Raw genomic sequence first — 18,151 nt, forward strand, 5'->3', positions numbered from 1 at the left:
GTAATGCGCCAAAGTATTTTTATCACACAGCCTGAATTTGAATCGAAACACTGGCATACGGCGTTTCCTGATTGTTTGATATGCACAAAAGAACCAAACAGGGTCACGTCATCAAATATTATTTGGGTTTTGGCCGGCACACCTAACTGGCTTGAGCTCGTTAAAAAGTATTCGCAACAACGTTTACTCGTTATTGTTATGACCAACGAACTAGAAATAAACCAACTAAGAGCTGCGCTTGAAGCAGGAGCTAGGGGGTACGTAGAAGCACTCGCTACTAAAGTAATTATTGAACAAGTACTTGAAACAATTTGTGCTGGCGGAATATGGTTACCAGGGCAATTACTATCTAACTTAGTAGGAGCTTTATCAAATACACAGTTTAAATATGCGAGCACATGCGAGCTTGATGTACTCACAAAGCGAGAACGTCAAGTAGTTGATATTGTTGTAACAGGCGCGACTAACAAGCAAGCCGCAGAATCTTTAAATATTACAGAGCGCACGATTAAAGAGCATATGAGCTCTATATTTAATAAGCTAAAAGTTCGCGACCGCATTCAATTAATGTTAGTTGTAAAAGGGCATTAACCGCACAGTTAATGCTTATTACTTACTCTTTAATAACCCCATCAAAGCCTAAGTTAATAAGTGTATCGAGGTCATCTTGACTTGTTACACCTTGGGCAACAACCTTAATACCAATAGAGTGCGCCAACGTACATACACCTCGCAGGAATGTTTGGTTGTCTTGGCTGTAGCTAATATTGTGCCCATACACGCTATCAACCTTAATCATTTCAAGCCCAAACTCCTGAATTTTTTCAATTTTAGTAAATTCAGGGCCCACACGTTTTAATGCTACTTTAGCGCCCATACATCGAGCCTGCTCACAAAAATCTTTAAATATCTCAATTTCGCTAACGGCAATACTTTCACGAATATCAAAACAAATTTTAGAGGCTAAATCAGGAAACGCCGAAAGGTACGTAAGAATCGAAGCAAGTGCAGCATCATCAAGTAACGTTTGAGCAGATAATTCAACCGAAATCAGTTCACTTGGTGGCTCAATACTATAATGAGCCACCAACGCCTTAATTAAACCCCAATCTAAACGCGCTAATAACTTTAATCGGTTAGCCCACTGGTAGTAGTAACTAGCACGGTATACTTGCCCACCAAGCTTTAGGCTCAACCCTAATTGATTTTGCATTACCTGCCCTGTAAAGCTCGTTACTGGGTAAGTATTTATTTCTAAATTATTATTGTTGAGTGCCTCTTCTATGGCATTTTTCCAGCTAGTTGCATTATCAAACAGCTCACTTTCTTGCTTGATTTGAGCTACTTTTGCTTGTACATCAGATCGTTTACCCGATGATTTTAAAAGTTCATCCGCACGCTTTAATACATCAAATCGCGTGTCGTCTTTTTGAATATAAGTACAGCTGTGAGGTATCGCTAGCTTAACGTTTTTATACTCTTCAACAAACGATTGATGCATCAATAAAATACGTTCACTGATTGCTTGAATATCATCAATATCACTAAATAAAACGGTAAAATCGCTGTGAGAAATACGTGCAATGTAATTTTCAGAAAAGTGTTCTTGGTTGCTCTCTAAGAAGCTAACCAACATCTGTGAAAATCGACGTAGAAAGTTAACCATTTCTACTCGTCCCACTTCCTCACTTACGCGATCGAGGTTTACAACCCTAAATAAAAACAAAGCACCATGGGCATGATCTTTCGATTTTTGTAAGTGAGCCTCAAGCGTTGCACCAAAGTACTCTCTATTTGCTAAACCAGTTAGCTCATCGTGTTGCGATTTAAATCTAAGCTCTTCTAAACGTTTATTATCTTCTTTAATAATACGGCTAAAACGGGTAGATAACTGGTTCATTGATTGCACTAAACGTGCAAACTCAAAAGTGCGCGGAACGCTCGATTTAATAAAACGTTTTTCACCAAATGCATTAGCCTGATACACAACATCATCTAGTGGTTTTAATATCCTACTTAAAAAGTAAGCACTAACTATACAAGCAAAAAAAGCGACAATTAAAAAACTAAAAAATAGTTTAAGCGCACTTTCCCATAAGGCTTGCTCAGCATATTGACTATGGCTTTCTATAAACAAAGTACCAAACTGCTGCCAACCATTATTTACTTGCCCAACCCCTGGCTGTACATTTAATCCATACATTGATCTAAACCACTGCGGAGCCGCCGCTTTAAGTTCATCGGTAAACGTGCGTTTAACAATCACCTCACCATTAGGGTTTTGTAGTTCTATTCGCTTATAGTGACCGGTATCAAATGTGGCCGATACTAATAACTCAAGCTCAACGGGGTCTTTGTCTAATTGGCTGATCATTAACGCGAGTGAACTGGCGTTATCTACATTTTTTAAGTACAGCTGGGTCGAAAAATAACTTTTAGCCGAATTAGTGCTAATTAAAACACTACTTATAAAGCCTACAAAAATAACAATTAATAATGCAATCCACAGCTCTTGCCTGAGTGTTATTTTTCGTTTTTTAAGATACTTAGATAAGGAAAATGATGCCATTACCACATAACTCCTTCTTTGGTTGTCTGCTCCAAAATTTTACGCCAGCGTGAAAGTCTTGCTGTTGGGCTGGCTACACTTTTGGTTGAATTATTAGCCCATAAACCTTGGCTGTTAAAGCTAAAAACAGGGCTTAAATCTACACGTTTTGCAGCAGGTAAAACCTTTGTTATTAAACTGTCTAAAATAAGTGGCTGAGCGTTTGGTGTAGCAAAATAACCTAACACCATATGTGCTTGCGTTTTGTTAGTGCCCGCAATTTTTGCTTTTACATAAATAAGGCGTAACTTGTCGTCGCTCACCCCTAGGGCTCTCAAGCTTATATACTTTGCTATTGCGTAATCTTCACAATCACCTAAGCCTCTGCCTAACGTTTCTAAAGGGGTTGCCCAATAATCGTTTTGTTTCCATAGCAAAATATCAGTTTGGTAGCGTAAATTACGCGCAAAAAAATCATTAACAATAAGAATTTGTTGTTGCTCTGGTTTGTTTTGAGTTTGTACCAACATACTTTGCCAGTTACGTGCAACAGCCGCTCGCGCAGGTCCATATTTTTGACCCATCAGCTCAATAAAGGTATTAAATTGAATAGTTAGTCGGCTTGCAAGCACACCACTAGAGAGTACAAAAAACAGTAATAGGTAGCGCAAATTGGCTTTGCACCATATAAATAATTTAGGATTTAAATAAGTTGGCTTAAACGCCATTTACAGAGCCACTGTTAATATAAGTGGCAATAAAATACATCTGTTGAGCACTACGCAATCTGCTTAAAAATTAATCCTAACAACAGCATAGCACTCAATATAAGAGGATGAGATATTTTGAATAACTTTTTTAATGATTAGTAATAAGTTACTTTTTTAACTTCGCGTGGTTTTACTTCACCTATGTATAAATCGTGCACACGCTTCATATTAAGCTCAAGCTCGGTCACGTAAGTGTCATCTACTGCGTAAGTTTTAATTATTTGTGCACCTTTAATAAGCCCCTGCACTTTACTTTCTAGGTAATCGTCTTGAGCAATTGAACCTTCCACCGTTGTTCCTGCGGTAATTTTTTGCCCATATACTTGCTCAGTAAGCTCGCGATAAGCCTCAAGCTTAGAAGCCTTAATTGCCATAAGTTGCTTTTGCGACAGGTTAGCGCCTTTTTGCAAGCTAATAGGTGCATACCCTATCGCTTTTAAAACAGGGTAATTATTTGGCTCTACATATTTATATTCAACATGCTTATCAAAAACGCTGCTACAACCACCTAAGGTTAAACACCCAAGTGTAATAAGTAATGAAATTGCTCGCATAGCATTTAGCCCTTGTATAGTAATTAGCAGTACATATGCACGTTTAATGCCATTTATAGCATTACTAATAATTACCAAATAACATTGGTACAGTCCTTGCTCTACCTAGTTAATAGCTAACGTTTAATTGGAGTAAAAGTATGAAGTCGTTTTTATTATTGGCATTTGCAGGGTTAAGTGCAACGGCATTATTAACGTTCTCCCCTTTTACTAAAGCGCAGTGGTATGAATCAACAGGCCATGCGAACGTTCAAAATGGTGATACGAGCGCAGCTAAATCTGCCGCTATAAAAGATGCGATTACACAAGCGTTAGTGTTCTCTGGCGCACGGGTTAGCTCTGTACAAACCCTGGTAGATGGCGTGTTAATGCAAGATCAGCTAAAAATTAGCAGCCACGGCGAAATTCAAAAAATTGAACTAGTCAGCGAAAATAAATACGACAATAAATTTGCCGTTACATTACGACTCGATATTTTTTCTCAAACAGAGCAATGCCCACAAAATAGTTTTAATAAGTTTGTGGCCGTTACACAAAGCCAACTAGTGCATCGTGAACACGCCAAAATGGGTCAAATATTTGACGTAAGCAAAGCGATTAGCAAAAATATTTTTACTTCCCTGCAAAAATCAAAAATGAGCGCAGTACCTATTGCTTACTATAATAATGCAATAAGCGTTGATAAATACTTTTCGCAGCAGCACGACTATTCAAATGCCCAATTAGAAGAAATATCTTCGCGTAGTAATGCTCAATATGTCCTACTTAGCCAAATAACGAGCCTTTCAACGAGCGACAAACTCAATAACGATTATGCATTTTGGCAAGACGAGGCTTATGAGCGCAGTTACAACATTGAGTTTGCACTGTTTGATGGCACTACCTATGAGCAACTTTGGCAAAATAGTTACCATACTCAAGCAATTTGGCCATTTGAAAAAACAACCATAGTTGATGTTAATAGTGATAGGTTTTGGCAATCACCTTATGGGCAAAGCATAACCGATATCAACCAATCAGTAAGTTATGACATTCAAGCAGCCATGGCGTGTTTACCTACTCAAGGTAAAATAATGCATATGGAAAATAGCAAAATCGTTATTAACTTAGGTAAAGCTCATGGGTTAAAAAAAGGCCAAATGCTAAGCATTGCGCACCATAACTATTTAACCGACGCGGCAGGTAATGTTATGCCGCACACCATCACCACGCTTAATAAAATTCGCGTAGAGCAGCTTTATCAGCAAACTGCAGTAGCTGTCAGTATTGATGACAAACCACTACCTGGCGTGCAAATTAACGATGTTGTAGAAATAATCAGCCAAGATCTTTAATTAATCTTTTTAGTTAATTTAGCTTTTAAATTAGGGTGAGCCGATAACCACTCGCCCAATTGTTCTACACCAGATAAATGCGGATAATGCTTTCTGCATGCAAACACCACATTACGCTGCTGATTAGGGAATATAGGCAAGTAATCAATCCCTACACGGTCGGTACATGCCAACTTTGGTACAAATGTAATACCGTCATCCATAGCCACTAACGCTAATAATGTTTCTAAACTATTACCTTTATACTGGTTAGATACATCAACTCCCGCAGAAAAACAAAACTTTTGGGCTTGATCTTTAAAGCAATGGCCATCACTTAACATTAATAGGCTGCATCCTTGAAGATCGCTCAGCGCTACTTTTTTATGCTTAGACAGCGCGTTATCGTGTGATACCGCCACTAAAAAATCTTCTTTGTATAAAGCAACCGTATGGTAATTAATAAGCTCTGGCACATCGGCTAAAATAGCAAAGTCGAGTTCACCCTTGTTTAAAGCTTCTAAAATTGTTGCTGTTTGCATCTCAATAAACGAAAACTGGCTGTCAATAAATGCCGCTTTCATCGATGTTAGTAACGCAGGCAACAAGTAAGGTGCAATGGTAGGAATAATACCAATAGTTAATTTACCTTGTAGAGGCTCGTTAGAAGTAGCAGCAAGTTCTTTGAGTATTTGCGTTTGCTCTAAAATAATCTCTATTTGCGTCAACAAACGTTCACCTTTTGCTGTTAAGGTAACTTGCTTGGTTGAGCGATCAAACAAAGTAACGCCAAGCTCATTTTCGAGTTTTTTTACTTGACCACTTAATGTAGGCTGGCTTACAAAACATGCATCGGCAGCTTTGCGAAAATGTTTATATTGCGCTATTGCTTTTACATATTCAAAATCTTTTAAGTTCATATTCAGCTCTACGTGATAGTTTATAACTATCAGTTTAATACAAACAAACGATTGGAACTATATTTAATTATTCACCATAATGGCTATCAACAAATCAAGAGGAACAAAAATTATGTTAAACAATATCGAAGGTCAAACAATCCCAAGTGTTACATTTGCAACTCGTCAAAATAACGATTGGAAATCAGTAACAACAGATGACATTTTTAAAGGTAAAACTGTTGTAGTGTTTTCACTACCAGGTGCATTCACACCAACATGTTCATCAACTCACTTACCACGTTACAACGAATTAGCAGGCGTACTTAAGCAAAACGGCGTTGACGAAATTGTATGTTTATCAGTAAACGATACCTTTGTAATGAACGCATGGGCTGAGCATCAAGAAGCGCAAAACATTACTTTATTACCAGACGGCAACGGCGAATTTACTGACGGCATGGGCATGTTAGTAGACAAGAACGACCTAGGCTTTGGTAAGCGCAGCTGGAGATACTCTATGCTTGTTAAAGATGGCGTGATTGACAAAATGTTTATCGAACCAGATTTACCAGGTGACCCGTTTGAAGTATCAGACGCAGACACAATGCTTGATTACATCAACCCTAAGCAAGCTAAACCAGAACCAGTAAGCATCTTTACTAAACCTGGCTGTCCTTTCTGTAAAAAAGCAAAAGAGCTTCTTGCAGAAAAAGGCTTCGCATATGAAGAGATTGTTATGGGTGCAGGCGCATCACTAACAAGTCTAAAAGCTGTATCTGGTCGTGACACTGTTCCACAAATATTCATTGGTGGTAAACACATCGGTGGTTCAGACGACTTAGAAAAATACTTTGCTTAATTAATAAGTAAATTAAATACCTAACGTTAGTAGGTAAAAAATAGGGGCTTTTATGCCCCTATTTATTAGAGGAAAAAATACTATGAAAGAATTGCAAACCGATGTTGTTGTTATAGGCGCAGGCACTGCTGGTTTAAGTGCTTATCGTAATGCTAAACAGTTCACACAAAATGTATTAATGATCGAATCAGGCCCATACGGCACCACATGTGCACGTGTTGGTTGTATGCCAAGCAAGTTATTGATTGCAGCCGCAGAAGCTGCACACGCAATTGAAATGGCTCCTGCATTTGGTGTTCATAGCTCAAAGCCAGTCATTGATGGCAAAGCAGTTATGGCACGCGTTAAAAGTGAACGAGATCGTTTTGCAGGATTCGTAGTAGAAGCCGTAGATGAATTACCAGATGGTGATAAAATTCGTGGTTACGCTAAATTTTTAGACACAAACCGCATACAAATAGACGACCACACAATTATTACAGCAAAACGCTTTGTAATTGCCACCGGTTCACGCCCTTCGTACCCTGGCGTATTTAATAACTTTGGCGACAAACTTATTATAAACGACGACGTATTTGATTGGGATGACCTACCAGAATCAGTCGCTGTATTTGGCCCTGGTGTAATAGGTCTTGAAATTGGCCAAGCACTTAGCCGACTAGGCGTAAATGTAAAACTATTTGGTGTAGGCGGCGCAATTGGCCCACTTACAGATCCAGTCGTAAAAGACTATGCAAATACTGTTTTTGCTGAAGAATTTTTTGTAGATACCGACTCAAACGTATCTGACATGATGCAAGTTGGCGACAAAGCACAGCTAACTTACACCGACAAACAAGGTGAAAAACACACCGAACAGTTTGACTACGTACTTGCAGCCACAGGCCGAGTACCTAACGTAGATAAACTAGGCCTTGAAAACACAGGCATTGAACTTGATGAACGCGGCGTACCGCACGCAGACACACATACAATGCAGTGTGGTGAGTCAAACATATTTATAGCAGGCGATGCGAGTAACATGCTCCCATTGTTACACGAAGCATCAGACCAAGGTGCTATTGCAGGTCAAAATGCAGGGCGCTTCCCAGATGTACGTATAGGTCTGCGCAGAGCTAAAATTGCAGCTGTATTTAGCGACCCACAAATAGCAATGGTAGGCGAAAGCTACAAGCAAATTACTGACCGATTAGGCCCATGCGGTTGTTTTGAAGTAGGCGAAGTCAGCTTTGAAAACCAAGGTCGTAGCCGAGTAATGCTTAAAAACAAAGGTCATATGCGAGTATACGCAGAGCAAGGTACAGGTTTATTTTTAGGTGCAGAATTTATTGGCCCACAAGCCGAACACATCGCTCACTTACTAGCATGGGCTGTACAAAACAAAATGACCGTACCAGAAATGCTTGATATGCCATTTTACCACCCAGTAATTGAAGAAGGGTTACGTACCGCCCTTCGCGACTTAAATGCCAAACTTAAATTTGGCCCAGACATTGTAAATTCATGTATGGAATGTGGCCCAGGCGCATAACCTATTTACTACACATACAAACTTGCTAAGTAAAAGCCAAAACTAACGTTTTGGCTTTTTTTTATAATTTTTTTAAGCTGATCTCTCAAAAAAAAATTTAACTGTTACACTTAATTGATAATTCAATTAAAAAGATGGAATAGCTATGCCCAATAATAAATTTAGACTAGTCACTCGCAGCGATTTTGATGGCTTAGTGTGTGCCGTATTGCTTAAAGACTTAGACCTAATTGACGATATTTTATTTGTTCATCCAAAAGACATGCAAGACGGCAAAATAGGCATTACCGAAAATGACATTACGACCAACCTCCCCTACGTTGCAGGCTGTCATATAGCATTTGATCATCACCTTAGCGAAACCGTTCGTAACTCAAGCGACATAAAAAATCATATTATTGACCCAGAAGCCCCATCAGCTGCTCGCGTAGTTTATGACTATTATGGCGGCGCTGAAAAACTTCCAAATATTTCTGTTGAAATGATGGACGCGGTAGATAAAGGCGATGCTGCTCAGTTTTCAAAAGACGAAATATTAAACCCAACCGATTGGGTATTAATGAACTTTATTATGGATGCGCGTACAGGACTTGGCCGTTTTCGCGAGTTTAAAATTTCAAATTACCAATTAATGATGAAACTGATTGATGCGTGTAAAGATCAGAGCATACAAGACATTCTAAAAATGGAAGATGTAGCCGAGCGTGTTGCTTTATATAACGAGCATAACGAAAAAGCAAAAGAGCAAATTTCTCAATGCGCTACCGTGCATAAAAACTTAGTGATCCTTGATTTAACCCAAGAAGAAACTATTTACGCCACAAATCGATTTGTTATTTATGCAATGTACCCCGACTGCAATATCTCGATTCATAAAATGTGGGGCCTTAAAAAGCAAAACGTAGTGTATGCCGTTGGTAAATCTATCACTAACCGCAGTTCGAACACCAATGTTGGCGAGCTGTGCTTAAAATATAATGGTGGTGGCCACTTAAATGCCGGTACTTGCCAAGTAGAAACAAGTAAGGCCGAAGCGGTACTGAGTGAGTTAATCGATACGATTACAAGTGATGGCTAATATTAACTTACAATAACCAGAGTAGTAGCTCTGGTTATTTTATTTTTTGCAGGGTGAGTTTTAATCACTCTCTTTTTCATATAAATTTCTGTAATCATAAAAGAAATAATGACCTCATGTTAGATACTAAAAACTTCGAAAAAACACTTTATCAAGATACCAAAAAAGCATTTAAAGACATCATTCAAAAATATGGTAACGATCTTTATGTAATGGGTTATTACCACACAGGTAGCTACTCATTACTGCCAATGTTTAATACTTTATCAGATTTAAAAGAAGTATTTGAAACAGAGTACAACAACGATGTAAGTAGCTTTTACATGGCTAAATGGAACCCTGAGGACTACCCGACGCTTGAATATTATTCAGAATACTTTGATGAAACAACGCTAGAATGCCAAAAACTAGAAAACAGCATTGATTTGTTTCAATCAGATATAGAGGCGATGGATAATTGGCACCAATGGCTTACAGCAATGGAAAAAGTACTTATGCAATTAGATGCAGAAGGATTATTTTCAAATGGTATTGAACGCGAAAAAATCACTTTAGCCATACTCGCCTATGATGAAGAAGAAAGCATTCAATTTAAAAGAATCAAACGACTTAATCCACCAGCCGTTCTAACGCAAATTCAAGCTGACTTTGAAGCAATGATTACAGAGCGTGAAAAATGTGAGCAAGAAGTGTTAAACGCCTTCAATTAAAAAGTGCAACACTACTACATATACGCTATACACAAAGTATAAGGGAGGGAGGTTAAAATATAACTCATTGATTTAATTGGTAGCCCCTGCAAGAATCGAACTTGCAACTGCCCCTTAGGAGTGCATTTTATTAATGTATCCCTACAAACAACAATGAACAACAAGAAACAAAACATACAAGTAACCCATTGTTTTAAAATAACTAAAAATCAATATAAAAATACACCATTGTTCTCCTTTGTTCTTTGCGGCACAATACACCTGCTACATATGTGCTACACAGGAAAAGCCGCATGCCAATCAAAGCAAAAATAACATTGTCGAGTATTAAAGGCTTAACGCCAGCAGATAAACGATTAAATGATACAGAAGTCACAGGTTTCCATGCGCGCATTTCTAGTATTGGAGCAATCTCCTACTTCTTGTTTTATAGGCACAAGGGTAAACAAGTAAATTATCACTTAGGTTATGATGGGCAAATTACTCCCGCACAAGCTAGAGACCTAGCCAAAAATAAAATCGCCGAAGTAACCCAAGGGATTAATGTTCACGAAGTAAAAAAGCAAGACCGCATTAAAACTAAAGAATCAAAGCTATCTACCTTGCAACACTTTTTAGATGAAAAGTACTTTCCTTGGCTGCAATCTCGTAACCCCAAAACAGCAGATAAAACAAAAAAAGCATTCCTGTCAGCATTTAGCAAATTTATGGATTTTCAGTTATCGGCTATTACAGCATGGGAAGTTGAAAAGTGGCGTAATAAACGTTTGGCCGATGGAATAAAACCAGCAACTACAAACCGCCAAATAAATTTAATTAAAGGCTGCTTGAGTCGCGCGGTCGAATGGGAAGTTATCGATAGCCACGATTTACAAAAGGTTAAAGCTCAGACCGTAGATAACGCAAAAGTGCGCTATTTATCAAAAGATGAAGAATACCGCTTGCGTGAAAGCCTTGCTAAGTTCGATATTAAGCATCTAACGACTATCGTTATTCTTGCTATCAATACAGGTATGCGTAAAGGCGAAATTTTATCGCTTAATTGGAATGACGTTAACCTAGAAAATAAAGTGCTGACTGTAGATTTCCAAAATGCTAAATCGGGTAATACTCGTCACATACCTTTAAATACTCAAGCATTTAATGTTTTGAGTGATTGGCAAAAGCTATCGGGGAATATTGGCTATGTGTTTAAAGATAATAATCAGCAACGAATACTAGATTTTAGATACGATTGGGCGGCTTTGTTGGAAGATGCAAACATTACCGATTTTAGGTTTCATGATTTACGCCACCACTTTGCAAGTAAGTTAGTAATGGCAAGTGTGGATTTGAATACAGTTCGTGAGCTTTTAGGTCACAGTGATTTAAAAATGACGCTAAGGTACGCACATTTAGCGCCAGAACATAAAGCAGCGGCGGTTAATTTGATAGGTTAAGATTAATTTGCCAAAAGCAATAGCTTCCACTAGATTGTGTTTTTTCTTACATGTATATTTAAGGTACAGGAAAAATAAATTAAAGGACTAGTATGTTGAAAGTAATAAAAGAAAAAAGAATTTGGCTTATATATGTTGGTGGCAACAAGGCAATTTTACCGAATTATACATTAGGTATGGAAAGTGGGATTTGGGGTTTTGATTCGATACCAAAAAATGACAAACGATTTAATGAAATACAGCTAGGAGACACCGTTTTATTTGCCCATAAAATGTCTTGGCCGAAAGATGAGGGTGAGAGACCGGGTTGGTTCCCAAAATTCTGCTCCGATGTTAACCAATTTAAATGTAACTTGGATGAGTTAGTTGTTACAGAAGTAACGAAAGAACCATATGAAGCAACTACCTATCACTGGCAAGATAAGCTATATCCCCACAGATTCAATTTTAAAATAATAGATAAACAAGAGAACATTAAAATCCGACCTGACACATATGATGTTGGCTATTCTAATGCAATTATCCTTTCTATAGGTGCAAGTGGCAAAGTGGTACCTCTTGATACTAAATTAAAAGAGCCTAAAGATAAGGTAAAAATTAAAACAGAAAAAAACACCTTAAAAGAACAAGAAGAGCCTTATAGCAATGAAGGAAAAGTTTATTACAGTTTACACAAAAAAAGAGAGCGAGATTCGTTAGCCCCTCAAGAAAAGAAACGATTAACTTTTGAAAAAACAGGCGATTTATGCTGTGAAGTATGTGACTTTTCCTTTTCTGAAGCTTATGGTGAAAGAGGTTTTATGTATGCTGAATGTCATCATAAAAACCCTTTAGCTGATTTATCCAAGGACAGTGTAGTAAACACAAGCTTAGATGACCTTGCGATTGTATGTGCAAACTGCCACAGAATGATTCATAGAAACAGACCTTGGTTAACACTTGATGCTGTTAGAGAACTATATGAAAAGCAACGAAATAGAAAAGTTAATAAACAGGCTTAGAAATTTTTCACGAGAAAGAGATTGGGAGCAATTTCACTCTCCGAAAAATTTAGTTATGGCACTTTCTAGTGAAGCTGGGGAGTTAATTGAGCATTTCCAATGGCTATCTGAAAGTGAGTCATACCTAGAGAATAATGAAGAAACTTTAACATCTGTGAAAGAAGAGCTAGCTGATGTATTCCTTTACTTAATACAAATTAGTGACAAGTTGGGGATTGATATTCTTGAATGTGCAACTAAAAAAATTGACTTAAACGCTCAAAAATACCCTGTTTCCTTGAGTAAAGGTAAAGCTACAAAATACAATAAGCTATAGTTGTTTTAACTTGCCTTATATTTGAGTCAACGCAAAAGATTAAACGGAATTCATTAATGATTGAAAAAGAATATTACCGATTAGATGAACTAGAAAAACGGTTCGATTTATCTTTTAGTGATGTGCTTTATTTAGTTGAAAACTCAAAACTCGATTTAGCTTTTAGACTCACCGATAATAAATTCATTATCGGTGGCTGGGTGAAGGGTAATGGCTTTATTGGATATGCCTCTGTCAAATATAGTGGTTTTGCAAGTATCACTCAGAAGGATCAGCTAACACTCCTCTCAAAGCATAAAACTAACTGTAAATACTTTTGGTTACTGAACAAAGATAAGATAGTTAGCGCAAATTATGACTATCCTTTTGAATCAAAAACACCTAATGCCTTTTTGCATACATGGCAACCAAAACAGCCAAGCGATATTAGCTGGGACAAAATTCCTGCAAAGCTGTTTCCAAAAGAGCAAGAACACACACTTCATTCGTTTAAAAATGCGATGACTAATACTTTTAAAGCATTAGGTGCAGAACAATCTAAACCAAACGAATATGAAAAAGAATTTGATGCCAGAATACCAAAGGTACAATTTTACTCAGAGGGGATTAATTTTGGGTTAACTGATATTTGTATTTTACATACCGATTTAGTTAAAGCAGGTATTACTAACAAACTAGAAGTCGTAATCCCACCAATTCCAACTAGCTCTCAACTTAATCAAACACCTAAAACACGCACTGATGATTTTCACGACTTATTAATCAGGCTTGTTGACGCAGAGCCAGAATTAACAGCTAAAGAATACTGGCGATTACTTGAAAATGAAGCCGAGGATATAGAAGGTTTCAGAGTGTTTGATAAGTATAACTTATTGATTGAAGTTTCTGGCAACCACATAAAATGGCAAGATAGAAACAAGAAAATAAGAAAATCAATTAGCTTTAGCTCATTCTCAAATAGACTAACTAAAGTCAGAAAAAGCTCTTAACACTAATTTCAGAGCTAACATTTCAACAAGGTTAGCTCTGCATTAAAAATTATTTAAACCTTATTGCAAGTAAATATAATTCCATCAGATTCAGTTCGAGCTTTAAAAAATGTGTTTGTTATTTGAAGAACTTCTGATGATTCGCTACTATTTTGAGGAAACATGCTTTGAAGATCTAGCAAATTATCATACTCAGGGTTTTTTATGTTTTTAATTATAACTTCATTAGTTGTTTCAATTAAATAGCCATTTTTATATTCCCAGCTACCACTTGTGCTTACCCAATATTCCAGCTTTGGTACGTCCAATATATCTATAATTAGCTTTCCAGCACTACTGTATTTTCCGTTGCGAACATAAGATACATCCATATCTAAGATGATATCTGCCCCCTCTACTCCCATTGAATTAATACAATTCCAGCCACCATAAAATCTAGCCTCTGGTTTAAATTGCGTAGTGTAATCATCTGAAGAACTGCAACCAGCAATAAAATTTAAACCTATAAATAATGGTAATACTTTTAAAATTTTCATATACATCCTTATATTTGGAGGGAGTTTTAGAGGGCTGCTGACTGCAACCTTATTCAGAAATATAATTTAAACAAAATTAATAGAATTACGCCACTCATATATTTTATGAATCTAAAATTCCCGTATAAGCTCATTCAATTCCTGAATTAGCTCATTTAAAAAAATCCGCATTGTAAAACACCTCCTGAAACGTTAATAACTCAGGAGGCACTTATGCCAACCACCACAAACAAACGCGCACTATCAGAAATAGAAACAGCCGAATATATCGGTATGAGTCGCTCTTTCTTACGTCAATCACGTATGGAAGGCAATCGCACTAATAGAACCCCTGCCCCACCATTTATTAAAATTGGTCGTACTGTACGTTATTTAAAAGATGATTTAGATAACTGGTTAAATAACTTTTGTCGCTTAGAGCATTTAGGTCAAAACCCTAACGGGGGTGATCATGCCTAAGTTAACTAAAGAGCAAACTCGCCTGTTAATTTGGTTATCGTTAGAAAGTACGTATTTCGAAATTTGCCGTGAAATTGGTTATTCATATCGACAAATGAACGGACTACATACCTATGTTAGTAAGCATGGGCAACCATTTAAATTTGATACGCGAACACTTGGTAAACTAGTTAACGAAGCACTCGTAACAAGTGAAATAATTTATCATTTTGGCGTTAAATATGAACATTACTTTTTGACCAAAAAAGGTCGTGGTTTTGTGTTTGCTTACGCTAACCCTAAATAGCCAATGAGTACTTTTAGAGAAACATTAATTGCAAAAGCGATTAATGAACAAGACGATATTTTAACGCCGTATTTAGCATTAGTTGATGGGTACGATGCGGCGTTTTTAACTAAAAGATTAGCGCCATTTTCCAATAAAATTAAAAGTACAATTTTAGCTGATGCTTTTAATAAATCTAATAACTTTGAGCGCAACCGTCATGTTTTAGATACCACGAATAAGCTTTATAAACTCTTACCTAAAAAACTCGCTCACCTATTTTTTTGCTTTGATGATGATATTAATAACATAGCGAAAGAGTGTGCAAAATATTGCCGCCAAATTGCTATAAACCCCGAAAAAGTTAACTTTCTTTACTATCAAGCTAAAAACAAACAGCGAAATGATAGCGAACTAGAGCGAACCGTTTCGCATGAGTTTCGTAGTAATGAAATGATTGATAGCGAAACTAATAGCGTAAATTCCGCTGTGTTTCGCTCTACCAATACCGAGATTAATAGCGAATTCGCTGATGCCAAGCAAAAAGCCCTTTTTGATTTTTTATCAAACTACGCAGTTAAGTTTGGTGTTTCGCCTATAGAGCCTAAAAACAACATAAAAATATCAGGCTGTATAAAACGCTATATCGATAACCGTTGGTGGCTTCGAAAATTTCGTAAACTCATTACTCAAGCAAACGAAAAAGCAGCCCTGCATTTAAATTTTGTGAACAGAAAAAGAGAAATCTATGCGAGCAATATAACAACTCAAAATCGCATTACTCAGCGCCAGCGAAATGACGAGCTGCTTAATTCAACTTACATACTTAATGAGCAAGGCCAGCGCTACTCGTTAAAAGAAATATCAGACCTTAATGTATCAAACCCTAAGATACGAAAAGATGAATTGCTATGTAGAGCAAGAGGCTTTGAAGATCTAGCGAAAGAGCTAGGCCATGAAGCACTTTTTATTACTATTACATGCCCTTCTAAATACCATCGTGCTTTTTCAAAATCGGGAGCTGCTAACCCCAAGTGGGAAGGTTTTATGCCTGATGAAGCCAATAGCTATTTAAACCACCAATGGCAAAAAGCCCGCGCAGAGTTTAAACGTCAAAATATTGCGCCTTATGGTTTTCGTGTAGCAGAGCCACAACATGATGGTACACCGCATTGGCATATGCTGTTTTTTATTGAGAGCGAAAAGCTAGACGCATTAAAAGCAATTATTCGCCATTATGCGTTAGAAGTTGATGGTGACGAAAAAGGCGCAGCGGAAAACCGTTGTGACTTTAAACAAATTGACCCGAATAAAGGTTCTGCAACTGGTTATATTTTAAAATACATAGCAAAAAATATAGATGGTGAAGGTGTCGGCGAAGATAAATTCGGTAACGATTCGCTCCTTGTAGCCCAGCGTATTGATGCGTGGGCATCGTGTTGGTGCATTCGTCAGTTTCAACAAATTGGCGGCGCTAGCGTTTCTGTATGGCGTGAATTAAGACGTTTACGCTCTATGTTCAATGACAAAAAAGACAGTCTATTAGAACAAGCCCGCTTTGCTGCTGATAACAGCGATTGGAAAGGCTACATACTTGCTATGGGCGGTTTACACAAAAAGCTAAATGATAGACCTATCAGATTACATTACGATTTAAACATCGTTGAGGAAACTGGCGAGTGCTTACAAAGCTATTACGATGGTGAACTCATACTCAAAGTAAAAGGGTTATGGTTCGCTGGTAAAGCTATTATCACTAGACATTACTCATGGAAGGTAGAAAAGGCATAACCTAAAGCTAGAACGAGTTAGCTAAAGCTCCCTATTATCTAAAAAAGCTAAAGCTATTATTCTCAAATAAAATTGCAGTTAAATTTAGCATTTCAAATAGCTAAAGCTCTTAACTAAGCTTTAGCTCATATCACACAGCAGTACAAACCCAAAAATTATCTTTAGCTTACCATTTGCCAGAATGGCAAAAAGGCTCTTACTTGGAGTTCTGTAAATAACTGTACTGAATAATCCCAAGTCCAAACTTATCCAAACAATTCTTTCAATTGACTAAATTTTTGGATACTTAAAGATGGTTGGCTTTGATCAAAAGCTTTTTTCAACGATTCTTCTCTTTCGATATCGTCTACTGTCCAATGAGTTATACTTACAAGAGTAGACCAATACAGAGGATTATATTGCTTTCCATATTCAGCCCAGACAGATGTAATTCCTGCATCATTAGCCATTGAAATATCTTTGACAATTGAATCTCCAATATATACTGCATCTTCAATTCGTACACCTTCTCGATTACAAATATCTAAAAGAAGCTTGGGGTTTGGCTTTAATTCTTCTTTAGAAAGTAATTTCAAGAAATTTTTATGCTCTGCGAGCCAATCAAGTGATCTTTTATCTAAATCATCATGATATTTATCTTTAGGCGCATACAAATTGTTAAAGTACTTTTTTATCCCTAACTTTTCCAATCGATAAAGTGAGTTCCTCACAGGAGCTTCTGTATGAGCAACAATAAGAACATTTTTATTTTGTAAGTATTCTAGTGTATCTAAAACTCCTTCATAACAGCTCAACGATTTTTTCCTCATCGAATTGAAAGAATGTAAAGCTTCATCGAGGTGTACTTTTAACAAGGCATTATCTTTTGTTTTAAAATGCTTATGTAAACATTCAAGTTCTAATACTGAAAAAGGATGCTCTGTATTACCATGGTACTGATGCACTTTTTTAAAATCAGAAATTAATATTTCTTTTGATATACCAGTAATCTCATTTGTTTTTTCAAGCATTGCTAAAAAAGACTGAGAGAAATATGCAACCCAATCATAAAGTGTATTATCTAAATCTGTTATGAGTAATTTTTTCATAT

At 37.1% G+C, this 18,151-nt stretch carries 19 protein-coding genes; 13 read left to right on the forward strand and 6 right to left on the reverse strand.

All coding sequences use genetic code 11. From position 1 onward, the window contains the following. Nucleotides 1-3: 3 nt before the first annotated feature. Nucleotides 4-591 carry a response regulator transcription factor gene (locus GQR52_RS03925; RefSeq protein ID WP_165727533.1) on the forward strand — a complete coding sequence of 196 codons (588 nt, stop codon included), beginning with the start codon at nt 4-6 and terminating at the stop codon, nt 589-591. Nucleotides 592-613: 22 nt separating this feature from the next. Here the strand turns inward: GQR52_RS03925 and GQR52_RS03930 are convergent, their stop codons facing one another. The 3 genes from GQR52_RS03930 to GQR52_RS03940 form a co-directional block, all read right to left on the reverse strand. Continuing rightward, nucleotides 614-2,569, reverse strand: a complete 1,956-nt coding sequence (locus GQR52_RS03930) for a LapD/MoxY N-terminal periplasmic domain-containing protein (RefSeq protein WP_165727534.1) — start codon at nt 2,567-2,569, stop codon at nt 614-616. Further along, complete coding sequence (locus GQR52_RS03935) at nt 2,569-3,276, reverse strand: transglutaminase-like cysteine peptidase (protein ID WP_007583156.1); 708 nt, start codon at nt 3,274-3,276, stop codon at nt 2,569-2,571. The genes GQR52_RS03930 and GQR52_RS03935 overlap by 1 nt, the downstream gene beginning before the upstream one ends. Before the next feature lie 137 nt (nt 3,277-3,413). Beyond that, complete coding sequence (locus GQR52_RS03940) at nt 3,414-3,872, reverse strand: LPP20 family lipoprotein (protein ID WP_024593173.1); 459 nt, start codon at nt 3,870-3,872, stop codon at nt 3,414-3,416. A 140-nt stretch (nt 3,873-4,012) separates the two neighbouring features. On the opposite strand from GQR52_RS03940, the gene GQR52_RS03945 reads away from it, so the two are divergent. Continuing rightward, on the forward strand, nt 4,013-5,206 hold the full coding sequence (locus tag GQR52_RS03945) for a flagellar assembly protein FlgT (RefSeq protein ID WP_165727535.1): 1,194 nt from the start codon (nt 4,013-4,015) through the stop codon (nt 5,204-5,206). Here GQR52_RS03945 and GQR52_RS03950 read toward each other — a convergent pair. Next, nucleotides 5,203-6,105: a LysR substrate-binding domain-containing protein gene (locus GQR52_RS03950; protein WP_165727536.1), complete on the reverse strand. Its 903-nt coding sequence runs from the start codon at nt 6,103-6,105 to the stop codon at nt 5,203-5,205. The genes GQR52_RS03945 and GQR52_RS03950 overlap by 4 nt on opposite strands. A gap of 112 nt (nt 6,106-6,217) precedes the next feature. Here GQR52_RS03950 and GQR52_RS03955 point away from each other — a divergent pair, with 112 nt between their 5' ends. From GQR52_RS03955 to GQR52_RS03990, 8 genes are all read left to right on the forward strand, one after another. Beyond that, nucleotides 6,218-6,946, forward strand: a complete 729-nt coding sequence (locus tag GQR52_RS03955) for a glutathione peroxidase (protein WP_010553231.1) — start codon at nt 6,218-6,220, stop codon at nt 6,944-6,946. 82 nt (nt 6,947-7,028) lie between these two features. Further along, complete coding sequence (locus GQR52_RS03960) at nt 7,029-8,477, forward strand: dihydrolipoyl dehydrogenase (protein ID WP_007583146.1); 1,449 nt, start codon at nt 7,029-7,031, stop codon at nt 8,475-8,477. Nucleotides 8,478-8,622: 145 nt separating this feature from the next. Next, nucleotides 8,623-9,555: an exopolyphosphatase gene (locus tag GQR52_RS03965; RefSeq protein ID WP_165727537.1), complete on the forward strand. Its 933-nt coding sequence runs from the start codon at nt 8,623-8,625 to the stop codon at nt 9,553-9,555. 116 nt (nt 9,556-9,671) lie between these two features. Next, nucleotides 9,672-10,265, forward strand: a complete 594-nt coding sequence (locus GQR52_RS03970; protein WP_165727538.1) for a DUF4303 domain-containing protein — start codon at nt 9,672-9,674, stop codon at nt 10,263-10,265. A 293-nt stretch (nt 10,266-10,558) separates the two neighbouring features. Beyond that, complete coding sequence (locus GQR52_RS03975; RefSeq protein WP_165727539.1) at nt 10,559-11,704, forward strand: site-specific integrase; 1,146 nt, start codon at nt 10,559-10,561, stop codon at nt 11,702-11,704. Between the two features lie 92 nt (nt 11,705-11,796). Then, nucleotides 11,797-12,705: an HNH endonuclease gene (locus GQR52_RS03980; RefSeq protein ID WP_165727540.1), complete on the forward strand. Its 909-nt coding sequence runs from the start codon at nt 11,797-11,799 to the stop codon at nt 12,703-12,705. Beyond that, nucleotides 12,665-13,021, forward strand: coding sequence for a nucleotide pyrophosphohydrolase (locus GQR52_RS03985; RefSeq protein ID WP_165727541.1), 357 nt, complete (start codon nt 12,665-12,667; stop codon nt 13,019-13,021). Before GQR52_RS03980 ends, GQR52_RS03985 begins: the two co-directional genes overlap by 41 nt. A 56-nt stretch (nt 13,022-13,077) precedes the next feature. Continuing rightward, nucleotides 13,078-14,010, forward strand: coding sequence for a hypothetical protein (locus GQR52_RS03990; protein ID WP_165727542.1), 933 nt, complete (start codon nt 13,078-13,080; stop codon nt 14,008-14,010). Between the two features lie 53 nt (nt 14,011-14,063). Here the strand turns inward: GQR52_RS03990 and GQR52_RS03995 are convergent, their stop codons facing one another. Continuing rightward, entirely contained in the window at nt 14,064-14,546 is a 483-nt protein-coding gene (locus tag GQR52_RS03995) for a hypothetical protein (RefSeq protein ID WP_165727543.1), read from the reverse strand. 213 nt (nt 14,547-14,759) lie between these two features. On the opposite strand from GQR52_RS03995, the gene GQR52_RS04000 reads away from it, so the two are divergent. Genes GQR52_RS04000 through GQR52_RS04010 form a run of 3 tightly spaced genes read left to right on the forward strand, consistent with a single transcriptional unit; the run spans nt 14,760 to nt 17,061 of the window. Continuing rightward, nucleotides 14,760-15,005 (forward strand): helix-turn-helix domain-containing protein, encoded by a 246-nt coding sequence (locus tag GQR52_RS04000; RefSeq protein ID WP_008170945.1) that lies wholly within the window; start codon nt 14,760-14,762, stop codon nt 15,003-15,005. Then, entirely contained in the window at nt 14,998-15,291 is a 294-nt protein-coding gene (locus GQR52_RS04005; RefSeq protein WP_165727544.1) for a hypothetical protein, read from the forward strand. Before GQR52_RS04000 ends, GQR52_RS04005 begins: the two co-directional genes overlap by 8 nt. 3 nt (nt 15,292-15,294) lie before the next feature. Continuing rightward, nucleotides 15,295-17,061 carry a replication endonuclease gene (locus GQR52_RS04010; protein WP_165727545.1) on the forward strand — a complete coding sequence of 589 codons (1,767 nt, stop codon included), beginning with the start codon at nt 15,295-15,297 and terminating at the stop codon, nt 17,059-17,061. 245 nt (nt 17,062-17,306) lie between these two features. On the opposite strand, the gene GQR52_RS04015 is transcribed toward GQR52_RS04010, so the two are convergent. Continuing rightward, nucleotides 17,307-18,149, reverse strand: a complete 843-nt coding sequence (locus tag GQR52_RS04015; RefSeq protein ID WP_165727546.1) for an HAD family hydrolase — start codon at nt 18,147-18,149, stop codon at nt 17,307-17,309. Between the last annotated feature and the right edge of the window lie 2 nt (nt 18,150-18,151).

The sequence above is a fragment of the Pseudoalteromonas sp. 31A1 genome, from assembly GCF_011378815.1.
Classification (GTDB): domain Bacteria; phylum Pseudomonadota; class Gammaproteobacteria; order Enterobacterales; family Alteromonadaceae; genus Pseudoalteromonas; species Pseudoalteromonas arctica.